This is a genomic window from Streptomyces subrutilus (assembly GCF_008704535.1).
Taxonomy (GTDB): Bacteria; Actinomycetota; Actinomycetes; order Streptomycetales; family Streptomycetaceae; genus Streptomyces; species Streptomyces subrutilus.
On the sequence record NZ_CP023701.1, the window covers coordinates 3,831,143 to 3,843,230 of the forward strand.

Sequence of the window (12,088 nt, forward strand, 5' to 3'; positions counted from 1 at the left end):
CCGGCGGCGGCCTCCGCCCCCGGCGCGTGCGCCGCCCGAGGAGCGACCGGCCCGCGGACGGCGGCCGTGACCCGCGCCGCCCCGGCCGCCCCCGACGCCCCGGCGGCGCCACCCGGCACCGGCGCCGCCCCGGAGGCCGCGGCCGCGAGCCCCCGGTTCACCCGGGTGCCCCGCTGGGTCGCGGCGGACGCCCCGGACGAGGACGACGCGGCGGGTACCGGCGCCGCCCGCCACGTGGTGCCCGTACCGGACGGGCTGGCGGCGGCGCTCGCCCGGACGGCCGCCGCCCTCGGCGCCCGCCCGGAGGCGCTGCTCGCGGCCGCCCACGCGCGGGTGCTCGCCACCGTGGCCGCCGAGCGCTCGCTGCGCACCGGCCTCGCCGACGGCCCCCGCCTGCGCGAGCTGCGCCTCACCGTCGCCCCGTCGAGCTGGGCCGAGCTCACCGCGGCGGCCGCGGCCGCCCTCGGCCGGGCCGAGCCGCTCGACGGGCCCCTCGACGGACCGGGCCCCGAGGCCGTCCTCGACCTGGCCGGGGACACCCGGTCCCCGCTCGGCCCCGGCGAGAAGCTCCGCGTCCGCTGGAGCACGGCCGGGACCCGCCCGCGGCTGGAGCTGCGCCACGACCCCCGCGCCCTCGACGCCGCGTACGCGGAGCGCCTCGCCGGCTACCACCTCACCGCCCTGCGCCTGCTCACCGACGACCCCGCCGCCCGCCACGACCGGCAGAGCCTCCTCTCCCCCCGGGAGACCGAGACCCAGCTCCACGGCCTGGCCGGCCCCCGCACCGAGCTGCCCGACGCCGTCCTCACCGACCTCTTCGACGCACGGGTCCGCCGCCACCCCGACGCCGTCGCCGCCCGGCACGGCGCCCGCGCCTGGACCTACCGCGAGCTCGGCGCCCGCGCCGACCGCGTCGCGCGGGCGCTGCTCGCCGCCGGCTCCGGGGCCCAGGACGTCGCCGCCGTCGTCATGGACCGCTCGCTCGAATGGATCGCCACCGCCCTCGGCGTCCTCAAGGCCGGTGCCGTCTACCTCCCGATGGGCCCGGACCTGCCCGTGGACCGGATCGCCGCCCAGTTGTCGGCCGCCGGCGCCTCCTTCGTCCTCGCCGACCCCGCCACCCGGGCCCTCGCCGAGCGCGCCGCCGCCGCCGTCCCGGCCCCCCCGGCCGTGCTGTGCGCCCGGGAGGCCCTCGCGCCGCTCCCGCCCGGCGACCCCGCGGACCTCCGCGCCCCCGCCCGCGTACGCCCCGACGACGCCGCGTACGTGTACTTCACCTCCGGCTCCACCGGCGAGCCCAAGGGCGCCGTCTGCGAGCACGCGGGCCTCCTCAACCACCTCCTCGCCAAGGCCGCGGACATGGGGCTGACGGCCGACGGCGCCACGGACGGCACGGACGGCGCGGGCCCCACCTCCGAGGTCGTCGCGCAGACGGCCCCGCAGGGCTTCGACATCTCCCTCTGGCAGTTCGCCGCCCCCCTGCTGACCGGCGGCGCCACCCGCATCGTGTCCACCGACGTCCTCCTCGACGTGGACGGCTTCCTCGACGAACTCGCCGAAGGCCGCGTCACCGTCGCCCAGACCGTGCCCGCCTACCTGGAGGTGCTCGTCCGGCACCTGGAGCGCCACCCCCGGGACCTGGGCGCCCTGCGCACCGTGTCGGTGACCGGCGAGGTCCTCGCCCCCGACCTGGTCCGCCGCTGGTTCGCGCTCTGCCCCGACATCACCCTGGTCAACGCCTACGGCGCCACGGAAGTCTGCGACGACACCCTGCACGAGGTCCTCGACCGCGCCCCCGCACCCGGCCGCCCGGTCCCCCTCGGCCGGCCCCTGCCCAACGTCCGCGCCTACGTCCTGGACGAGCACCTCGCCCTGGTCCCGCTCGGCTCCGCGGGCGAGATCGCCTTCTCCGGCGTGTGCGTCGGCCGCGGCTACGCCCACGACGAGGACCGCACCCGGCAGGTCTTCGTACCCGACCCGTTCCGAGCCGGCACCCGCATGTACCGGACCGGCGACTTCGGCCGCTGGCTGCCCGACGGCCGCATGGAGTTCCTCGGCCGCCACGACGAACAGGTCAAGATCCGCGGCTTCCGCATCGAACTCGGCGAGATCGAGCACCGGCTCCTCGCCGTGCCCGGCGTCCGCGAGGCGGCCGTCGCCGTCGTCGGCGACGCCGGCGTCCACCGGCACCTCGTGGCCTTCTTCACCACCGACGACGACGCCACCGGCCCCCCGGTCGGGCACGCCCGGGACCGGCTGGCCGCCGAACTGCCCGACTACATGGTGCCCAGCTACCTGCACCCGCTGCGCCGGCTGCCGCGCACCGCCAACGGCAAGGCCGACAAGAAGGCCCTCGCCGAGCTGGCGAGCACCCTCGGCCACGGCGGCGACGGCCACACCGGACCGGCCACCGCCACCGAACGCCGGCTCGCCATGCTCTGGGCGGAGGTCCTCGGCGTCCCGCTGGAGCGCATCGGCCGCCACGACAACTTCTTCTCGCTGGGCGCCAGTTCCCTCGCCACGGTCCGCGTGTCCGTACGGCTCGACCGGGCCCTGTCCCTGACGGAACTCGTCGCCCACCCGGTCCTGGCCGACCTGGCGGCCCTCCTCGACGGACGCGACCGCGGCGAACCCCGCGAGCCGGCGCCGCCGCTGCTGCACCCGCTGCTCGCGGTCCGCAAACCGCGCCACACCCTCGTGTGCCTGCCGTACGCGGGCGGCAGCGCGCTCAACTTCCGCGCCCTGGCGACCGAGTTGGAGCACGACGGCATCGCGGTCCTGGGCGCGGAGCTGCCCGGACACGACTTCGCGGCCGAGGACGAGCCGCTGGAGGAGCTGACGGCCCTCGCCGCACGGGCCCGCGACGAGATCCTCGCGCGGGTCACCACGCCCGTACTGCTCTGGGGCCACTCCTCCGGCGCGGCCACCGCCCTGGAGACCGCCCGGCTGCTCCAGGAGGCCGGCCGGCCCGCCGCCCGCGTCTTCCTCGGCGGCCGGCTGCTGCCCGGCGCGGACGCGCTGCGGGCCGAGCTGGCCGAGGTGGCCGGGGCGGACCGGGACGAACTGCTCGGCCGGCTGCGCGCCGACAACGCGTACGTGGAGCTCGACGCCTACAGCCCCGAGCGGGCGGCGGCCGTGGACCGGGCCTACCGGCACGACACGGCCACCGCCAACCGGCACCTGCTGCGCGTCCTGGACGCCCCCGCGGCGCACCGGATCGAGGCCCCCGTCGAGGTGGTGCTGGCCCGTGACGACGCGTGGACGGCCGGCGACCCGGACGCGTACCGGGCGTGGCGGGCGGTCGGCGACCGCGTCACCCTGCACGAACTGGAAGAGGGCGGACACTACTTCACCGGCACCCGGCCCGCGGAGACCGCCGACGTGGTGAGGAGGACCACCGGATGAGCACGACCCAGACGGCAGCGCCGGTCAGCCCGGCGCCCGTACCCGCCACCGGCTACCGGAAGGTGGCCGCGACCGGCGTCAGCACGGCCTTCGGCACCTTCGGCGAACTGCTCCAGGGCGTCCTGCCCGAGGAGGACGGCAACTTCCTGGTGACGCTGCCGGTGGCCCGCTGGTCCATGGCCCGGTTCGAGATCCGGCCGGACGGGCCGGGGCTGGAGGTGTGGCCGCCGCACAAGAAGAAGGCGCTGCGGCTCACCGGCATGATCCTGGAGGACGAGGGGCTGGCCCCCGTCGGCCTGCTGCGGATCGACAGCACCCTGCCCGAGGGCAAGGGACTGGCCAGCTCCTCGGCCGACCTGGTGGCCACCGCCCGCGCCGTGGCCAACGCGCTCGGCATCCCGATGCCGCCGCGCCGGATCGAGCGCTACCTGGCCCGGATCGAACCCACCGACGGGGTCCTCTACCCGTCCGTGGTCGCCTTCCACCACCGCAGCGTCCGGCTGCGCGCCCGGCTGGGCTCCCTGCCGTCGATGGCGGTGGTCGGCGCGGACGAGGGCGGCGCGGTGGACACCGTCGCCTTCAACGCCATCCCCAAGCCGTTCACGGACGCCGACCGGCGCGAGTACGCCCGGCTCCTGGACCGGATCACCGGCGCGGTCGCCGCCCGCGACCTGGCCGAGGTGGGCCGGGTCGCCACCGCCAGCGCCCGGATGAACCAGGTGCTGCGCCACAAGTGGTCCCTGGAGCCGATGACCGCCATCTGCGAGGAGGTCGGCGGCCTGGGCGTGGTCGTCGGCCACAGCGGCACCACGCTGGGCATCCTGATGGACACCGACGCCCCCGACTGCCCCGCCCGGCTCGCCGTGGCGGCCCAGCTGTGCCGGGAACTCGTCGGCAACGTGACGGTCTACCGCACCCTCAGCTTCGACTGATCCGCCCACCGGGAGCACGGCCCCCGGGACGAGCGACTACGCTCGTCCCGGGGGCCGTTGCGCGTGCGGCGAGGACATCGCCCCCGCTCCGCTTCGGGCCATCCCCGTTGTCCACCAGTCGGTGGACCCAAGGTTCAACCGGTCGAGCCTGTCGCTGTCATACCTGCTCCGACCAGCATGTATCCCATGACGAACCCCACTGTACGCATGGCCCGATGGAGTGCCCGCAACCCCTGGCGGGCCATCACCGGCTGGCTCCTCTTCGTCGTCCTCTGCCTGGGGGCCGGGATCGCGATCGGGTCCAACCCCGCGGCCAGCGAGGACTTCCGGATCGGCGAGGCCGGCCGCGCCGAGGCCATCGCGGCCGAGGGCGGCCTCCAGCTGAAGCCCACCGAACGGGTGCTGATCCACGCGAAGCCCGGTGGCGGCGCCTTCGACCGCCCGTCGGCCGAGGCCGCCGCCCGCGACGTCGCCGCCCGGATGTCCGCGCTCCCCGAGGTCTCCGCGGTGGGGGAGCCGGTGCCCGCCTCGGACGGCTCCGCGCTCCGCGTGGACGTCACCATGAAGGGCGCCGAGTTCGACGCCAAGAAGCACGTGGACGCCCTCCTCGCGCAGACCGCCGCCGTCCAGGAGGCCTACCCCGGCCTGTGGGTGGAGGAGGTCGGCTCCCCCTCCATCAGCAAGGGCGTCGACGGGCTCCGCGGCGACGACCTGGCCCGCACCGAGGTCATCGCCCTCCCCGTCACGCTGATCACCCTGCTGATCGTCTTCAGCTCCATCGCCATGGCCCTGGTCCCGCTGCTGCTGGCCCTCTCCTCGATCATCGCCGCGGTCGGCCTGTCCATGCTCGCCTCGCACGTCTTCCCGGACGCCGGCGTCGGCACCAACGTGATCCTGCTGATCGGCCTGGCCGTGGGCGTGGACTACACGCTCTTCTACCTCAAGCGGGAACGCGAGGAGCGGGCCCGGGCCGGCGGCCGGCTCAGCCCGCAGGCCGTCGTCGAACTGGCCGCCGCCACCTCCGGCCGCGCGGTCGTCGTCTCCGGCCTGGCCGTCGCCGTCTCCAGCGCCACCCTGTTCCTCGCCGACGACGTGATCTTCTCGTCCATCGCCACCGGCGCCATCGTCGTCACCCTGGTCGCCGTCCTCAGCTCGCTCACCGTGCTCCCCGCCCTGCTCGCCAAGCTCGGCGAGCGCGCCGACCGCCGCCGGGTCCGCAAGGAGGCCCGCGCCGCCGCCCGGGGCCGCACCCCGGACGTCAAGCAGCCGAAGACCGGCACCGGCCGCATCACCGCCGCCGTACTGCGACCCACCACCAGGCACCCCGTCGCCACCCTGACCGTCGCCACCCTCGCGATGGTCGCCCTCGCCCTGCCCGTGCTGAACCTGAACCTCACCGAGATGGGCCGCGACACCCACTCGCGCTCCATCCCCGCCATGCAGACCTACGACCGCGCCATGGCCGCGTACCCCGAGCTCAACTCCACCCACCAGGTCCTCGTCAAGGCCGACGCCGACCGCCGCGACGAAGTGGCCGCGGCCCTCACCGCCCTCGCCGACCGCGCCGCCGCCGATGACCCCGCCATCAGCGGCCGGCCGGTCCTGCGCACCTCCCCCGACGGCCGGATCAGCATGCTGGAGATGGCGGTCCGCCACCCCGTCGGCAGCGTCGAGGCCCACACCTCCCTGAAGAAGCTGCGCACCGAGCTCATCCCCGCCACCGCCGGCGCGCTCACCGGCGTCGAGACCGCCGTCACCGGCGACGTCGCCCGCAACGCCGACTACCCCGCGCACCAGAAGCAGAAGCTGCCGCTGATCATCGGCGCGCTGCTGCTGGTCACCTTCGCGATGACCGTCTACGCCTTCCGCTCCCTCGTCCTGGGCCTGATCGGCATCGTCCTCAACCTGCTCTCCGCCTTCGCCTCGCTCGGCCTGCTGGTGCTCGTCTTCCAGAACGAATGGGCCGAGGGCGTCCTCGACTTCGACTCCACCGGCTCCATCGGCGCCCGGGTCCCGCTCTTCCTCTTCGTGATCCTCTTCGGGCTCTCGATGGACTACCAGGTCTTCGTGATCAGCCGCATCCGCGAGGCCGCCATGAACGGCACCCCGACCCGCCAGGCCGTCCTGGACGGCATCGGCAGCTCCGCCGGCGTCGTCACCAGTGCCGCCGTCGTCATGGTCACCGTCTTCGCCAGCTTCGCCGCACTGCACCTGATCGAGATGAAGCAGATCGGCTTCAGCCTCGCGGCGGCCGTCCTGCTGGACGCCTTCGTCATCCGCATCCTGATCCTCCCCTCGCTGATGCTGCTCCTCGGCGAGTGGAACTGGTGGCCGTCGCGCGGCATGCGCCGGGCGGGCGTCCGCGCTTCAACGGAACGTCAGCCGGCGAACGTAGGCTGACCGCATGAGCGAACGGCCGCACCCCACCGACCGGTTGACCGTCCAGAAGTTCCACAGCTGGTACACCGCGGCCTGGGTGCTCCTCGGCCTGATCCCCTCGGTCATCGGGGTGGAGAACGACTCGGGAGCACCCAAGTGGGGGGCCCTGGCCCTGCTGGCGGTCCTCGCCTCCTGTTACACGGCCGTCCGCCGGTTCCCGGACAACCCCGTCCTGCGGCCCCAGGCGTACCTGGCCCTGCTGGCCCTCGGCCTGGGGGCCATGGGCGGGCTCCCGGGCGGCGGGGCGGCCCTGTTCATCGTCTCCCTCCCGCAGTTCTGGCTCTTCGCCACCGCCGCCCGCTCGGCGATCGTCCTCAGCGGCGCGGCCGCCGCGGCCACCGTCGTCGGCAGCACCCTGCGCAGCGGCGAATCCCTGACCGGCAACGTGGTCTTCGTCTTCATCGGGTACGCCGCCTCGGTCCTGACCGGTCTGCTGATCCACCGCCTCGTGGCCGACGGGGACGCCCGCGCCGGACTGCTGGGCGCCGAACTGGAGAGCGCGCAGGCCCGGCTGGCCGAGGCGCACCGGCAGCAGGGCGCGGCCGACGAGCGGGAGCGCATCGCCCGGGAGATCCACGACACCCTCGCCCAGGGCTTCGCCTCCATCATCGTGCTGGCGGAAGCGGCCCGCTCCACCGTCACCTCGGACCCGGAGCGCACCGCCCAGCAACTGGTCTCCATCGAGCAGACCGCCCGGGAGAACTTCGCCGAGGCCCGCGTGCTCGTCGGCTCCGCACCGGAGAGCGGACTGGCCCCCGGCTCGGTGGCGGTCACCCTGCGCCGGACCCTGGACCGGTTCACCCAGGACACCGGCCTGACCGTCGAGGCGGAACTGCCGCCGGACGTGGCGTGCGACCAGCAGACCCGCATCGCCCTGCTGCGCTGCACCCAGGAGTCGCTGGCCAACGTCCGCAAGCACGCCCGCGCCACCACGGTCGGGGTCGTCCTCACCCAGTACCCGCACGCCATCGAGCTGGAGATCACCGACGACGGAAACGGCTTCGTCGTCGAGGACTCCCGCGGCTTCGGCCTCGACGGCATGCGCAAGCGCCTCGCCGAACTGGACGGCGACCTCACCGTGACCAGCTCGCTCGGGGACGGCACCCGCATCCTCGCCACGATCCACACGAACGGACAGCCCTGAGATGAAGACGACGCCCGACACCGACCCGGCCGCCGGGAACGGCGAACGCATCCGGGTCATCGTGGTGGACGACCACACGGTCATGCGGGCCGGGGTCGTCGCCCTCCTCGCCCCCGAGCCCACCCTCACCATCGTGGGCGAGGCCGACAACGGCCGGGAGGCCGTCGCCCTCGTCGAGGCCCTGCGGCCCGACGTGGCCCTGATCGACCTGCGGATGCCCGTGATGGACGGGGTCGCGGCCACCGCCGCCGTCGTGGCCGGACCGGCCGCGACCCGCGTGCTCATCCTCACCACCTACGACACGGACGTGGAGATCGAGCGGGCCGTCGAAGCCGGTGCGATCGGCTACCTGCTGAAGGACACCACCCGCGAACAGCTCGTGAGCGCCATCCACTCGGCGGCCCGCGGCGAGACCGTCCTGGCCCCGCGGGTGGCCGAGCGGCTGGTGGCCCGGATGCGGCAGCCGGCCCCGGTGGCCCTGACCGCCCGCGAACTGGACGTCCTGAGCGCGGTGGCGGACGGCCTGTCCAACTCCGACATCGGCCGGCGCCTGGTCATCGCCGAGGCCACGGTCAAGACCCACCTGCTGCGGGTCTTCGCCAAGCTGGACGTCAGCGACCGCACCCACGCCGTCGTCACCGCCATGGAACGGGGCCTCCTGGTCCGCCGCGAACGCGACTGACGCGGCAGCCGGCCACCCGCCCCGGCCCGGCCGCACCCGCCCGGGCCGGAGGGACACGCGTCACACCGGAGCACGGCATCCGACGAGACACAGCCCACACCGGGACGCCGCACGCACCGGGACAACACGAAACGGCCGCCACCGCTTTCGCGATGACGACCGTTTCGTCGATGTGGGCGAGGGGGGATTTGAACCCCCACGTCCCGAAGGACACTGGCACCTGAAGCCAGCGCGTCTGCCGTTCCGCCACTCGCCCGAGCGGCTACCAGTGGATCTTCCCTTTCGGGCCGTTCCCCTGGCGACGTCGAAAGATTAGCACGTGGACCGGGGTGGATTCACATCGCTTTCCCGGCGCCCCCGCACGCCGCCGGAGACCGCCCCTCCCGCACTCCGCTCCCGGTGCGGGACACTGTGCGTGGAGCGCCCCTACGATCGCTTGTGAGGACCAACACTCCTCCACACAGGACCGATGGGGAACCAGCCGAATCCGCCGCGCGTGGATACGATCAGTAAGCAGTACAGGGCGACAACGACGGAGGAGGTGCCCCATGGGAGTTCTGAAGCGGTTCGAGCAGCGACTCGAAGGTCTGGTGAACGGCACCTTCGCCAAAGTCTTCAAGTCCGAGGTCCAGCCGGTCGAGATCGCCGGCGCCCTCCAGCGCGAGTGCGACAACAACGCCACCATCTGGAACCGCGAGCGGACCGTCGTCCCGAACGACTTCATCGTGGAGCTCAGCGCCGGCGACTACGACCGCCTGAGCCCCTACTCCGGGCAGCTCGGCGACGAGCTCGCGGGCCTCGTCCGCGACTACGCCAAGCAGCAGCGCTACAGCTTCATGGGCCCGATCAAGGTCCACCTGGAGAAGGCCGACGACCTGGACACCGGTCTCTACCGGGTCCGCAGCCGTACGCTCGCCTCCAGCACCTCGCAGGCCCCCCAGGCCGGCGGCCAGCCGGACCGGGAGCAGGCGCAGGGCGGATACGGGTACCCCCCGGCCGCCGCCCCGCCCATGCCCGCCGGGCCGCCCCCCGGCGGCGCCGGACGACGGCCCGCTCCCGGCGGACCGGCACCCGCGGCCTCCGCGGGCGGCTCCCGGCGCCACTGGATCGAGATCAACGGCACCCGCCACCAGATCTCGCACGCCACGCTCGTACTCGGCCGAAGCACGGAAGCCGACGTGCGGATCGACGACCCCGGCGTCTCGCGCCGGCACTGTGAGATCCGGACCGGAACGCCCTCGACGATCCAGGATCTAGGGTCCACCAACGGCATCGTGGTGGACGGGCAGCACACCACCCGCGCTACGCTCCGCGACGGCTCGCGGATCGTCGTGGGCAGCACCACCATCATTTACCGGCAAGCCGAAGGGTGAAGCGGGGGCAATGTCAGAGCTGACCCTGACGGTCATGCGGTTGGGTTTCCTAGCCGTTCTGTGGCTGTTCGTCATCGTGGCCGTCCAGGTCATCCGCAGCGATCTCTTCGGTACGAGGGTGACCCAGCGCGGCTCGCGCCGCGGCGGTGCCACCGGCGCCCCGCAGCAGCAGGCCGGCCGCCAGGCCGCCCCGCCGCAGCAGCGCCAGCGCCGTGGTGCGCCGACCAAGCTCGTCGTCTCCGAGGGCACCCTCACGGGCACCACGGTGGCCCTCGCGGGCCAGACGATCACGCTGGGCCGCGCCCACGACTCCACGATCGTGCTGGACGACGACTACGCGTCCAGCCGCCATGCCAGGATCTACCCCGACCGTGACGGCCAGTGGATCGTCGAGGATCTCGGGTCCACCAACGGCACGTATCTCGACCGGACCCGGCTGACCACCCCGACGCCCATTCCGCCGGGCGCCCCGATCCGCATCGGCAAGACCGTCATCGAGCTGCGGAAGTAGTACGAGAATGAGCGAGCGGAGCGAGCGAGCGGCGGCGATCCGTCCCACTGGGGACACGGACCCGAGCGCGCTCCCGACCGGAGGGTGGGCAGTGTGGCTCGAGACCGGTTGCACCCGGAGGCAGCGTCGACAGGGCAGGTGCGCATGAGTCTGTCCCTGCGGTTCGCCGCCGGATCGCACAAGGGCATGATCCGGGAGGGGAACGAGGACTCCGGCTACGCCGGACCGCGCCTGCTCGCGATCGCCGACGGCATGGGAGGCCAGGCCGCGGGCGAGGTCGCCAGTTCCGAGGTGATCTCCACCCTCGTCCAGCTCGACGACGACGTCCCGGGCTCCGACATCATCACCTCCCTGGCCGGCGCCGTGCAGCGGGCCAACGACCAGCTGCGCGCCATGGTCGAGGAGGACCCGCAGCTGGAGGGCATGGGCACCACCCTGACCGCCCTGCTGTGGACCGGGCAGCGGCTCGGGCTCGTGCACGTCGGCGACTCGCGCGCCTACCTGCTCCGCGACGGCGTCCTCACGCAGATCACCCAGGACCACACCTGGGTGCAGCGCCTCGTCGACGAGGGGCGCATCACCGAAGAGGAAGCCACCACCCACCCGCAGCGCTCCCTGCTGATGCGGGCGCTCGGCAGCGGCGACATCGTCGAACCCGACCTCTCCATCCGCGAGGTCCGGGCCGGCGACCGCTACCTGATCTGTTCCGACGGCCTCTCCGGCGTGGTCTCCCACCAGACCCTGGAAGAGACCCTCGCCGACTACCACGGCCCCCGCGAGACCGTGCAGTCCCTGATCCAGCTGGCGCTGCGCGGCGGCGGACCGGACAACATCACCTGCATCGTCGCGGACGTCCTCGACACCGACAGCGGCGACACCCTCGCCGCCCAGGTCAGCAACACCCCCGTCGTCGTCGGCGCGGTCGCCGAGAACCAGCACCAGCTCTTCGACGGCGGCAACGCCATGCAGACCCCCGCCGGCCGCGCCTCCGGCCTCGGCCGCCAGACCCCGCCCCCCGGCGCCTTCGGGCCCCCCGGCAGCGGCGAGGCCCCCGGCTACGCGGAACACGGCCAGGGCGGCGGCTACGGCAGCTTCGGCGACGCCGACGGCTACGACTCCGAGTACGAGGACACCTACGACCACCCGCGCAGGCGCCGCGGCAAAGGGCGCAAGTGGGCCACCCGTACCCTGACCCTGCTCATCGTGGCGGGCGTCATCGGCGGCGGTCTGTACGCCGGCTGGCGCTGGACCCAGACCCAGTACTACATCGGGGTCAAGGGCGAGCACGTCGCGCTGTTCAAGGGCATCAGCCAGAAGCTGGGCCCGGTCGGGCTCTCCCAGGTGGAGACCGACCGCCCCGACATCGAACTGAAGTACCTCCCGCCCTTCAAACTGAAGCAGGTCCAGGCCACCATCAGCGAGAGCGGTCTGGACGGCGCGCGCGAGAAGATCGACGATCTCGGTCTCCAGGCGTCCGCCTGCAAGAAGGACGAAGAGCGCCGCAACGCCGAGGCGCAGAACAACCAGACACCCGGCCCCACCCTGACTCCCGCGGAGCAGGCGCTGGTCGGCCTGTGCGGAAAGCAGTAGACACACGCGGGC

The 12,088-nt window shown here is 73.8% G+C and carries 8 protein-coding genes and 1 tRNA gene; 8 read left to right on the plus strand and 1 reads right to left on the minus strand.

Annotated elements, in window-relative coordinates; genetic code table 11:
- Positions 1-66: 66 nt before the first annotated feature.
- From CP968_RS16715 to CP968_RS16735, 5 genes are all read left to right on the plus strand, one after another.
- Entirely contained in the window at positions 67-3,405 is a 3,339-nt protein-coding gene (locus CP968_RS16715) for a non-ribosomal peptide synthetase family protein (RefSeq protein WP_150518786.1), read from the plus strand.
- Positions 3,402-4,337 (plus strand): GHMP family kinase ATP-binding protein, encoded by a 936-nt coding sequence (locus CP968_RS16720; RefSeq protein WP_150518787.1) that lies wholly within the window; start codon positions 3,402-3,404, stop codon positions 4,335-4,337. Before CP968_RS16715 ends, CP968_RS16720 begins: the two co-directional genes overlap by 4 nt.
- A 186-nt stretch (positions 4,338-4,523) precedes the next feature.
- Entirely contained in the window at positions 4,524-6,737 is a 2,214-nt protein-coding gene (locus CP968_RS16725) for an MMPL family transporter (protein WP_150518788.1), read from the plus strand.
- A gap of 4 nt (positions 6,738-6,741) precedes the next feature.
- Complete coding sequence (locus CP968_RS16730) at positions 6,742-7,920, plus strand: sensor histidine kinase (RefSeq protein WP_150518789.1); 1,179 nt, start codon at positions 6,742-6,744, stop codon at positions 7,918-7,920.
- Between the two features lies 1 nt (position 7,921).
- Positions 7,922-8,602: a response regulator gene (locus CP968_RS16735; RefSeq protein WP_150518790.1), complete on the plus strand. Its 681-nt coding sequence runs from the start codon at positions 7,922-7,924 to the stop codon at positions 8,600-8,602.
- A gap of 173 nt (positions 8,603-8,775) precedes the next feature.
- Here CP968_RS16735 and CP968_RS16740 read toward each other — a convergent pair.
- A tRNA-Leu gene (locus CP968_RS16740) sits at positions 8,776-8,858 on the minus strand.
- A 292-nt stretch (positions 8,859-9,150) separates the two neighbouring features.
- Between CP968_RS16740 and CP968_RS16745 the strand changes: the two genes are divergently transcribed.
- The 3 genes from CP968_RS16745 (at position 9,151) to CP968_RS16755 (ending at position 12,076) form a co-directional block, all read left to right on the plus strand.
- The gene (locus CP968_RS16745; protein ID WP_150518791.1) at positions 9,151-9,975 is read left to right on the plus strand and encodes an FhaA domain-containing protein; all 825 of its coding nucleotides are present in this window, start codon (positions 9,151-9,153) and stop codon (positions 9,973-9,975) included.
- Positions 9,976-9,985: 10 nt separating this feature from the next.
- Positions 9,986-10,486: an FHA domain-containing protein FhaB/FipA gene (locus CP968_RS16750; RefSeq protein WP_150518792.1), complete on the plus strand. Its 501-nt coding sequence runs from the start codon at positions 9,986-9,988 to the stop codon at positions 10,484-10,486.
- 144 nt (positions 10,487-10,630) lie between these two features.
- Positions 10,631-12,076 (plus strand): PP2C family protein-serine/threonine phosphatase, encoded by a 1,446-nt coding sequence (locus CP968_RS16755; RefSeq protein ID WP_229886392.1) that lies wholly within the window; start codon positions 10,631-10,633, stop codon positions 12,074-12,076.
- The last annotated feature ends 12 nt before the right edge of the window (positions 12,077-12,088 follow it).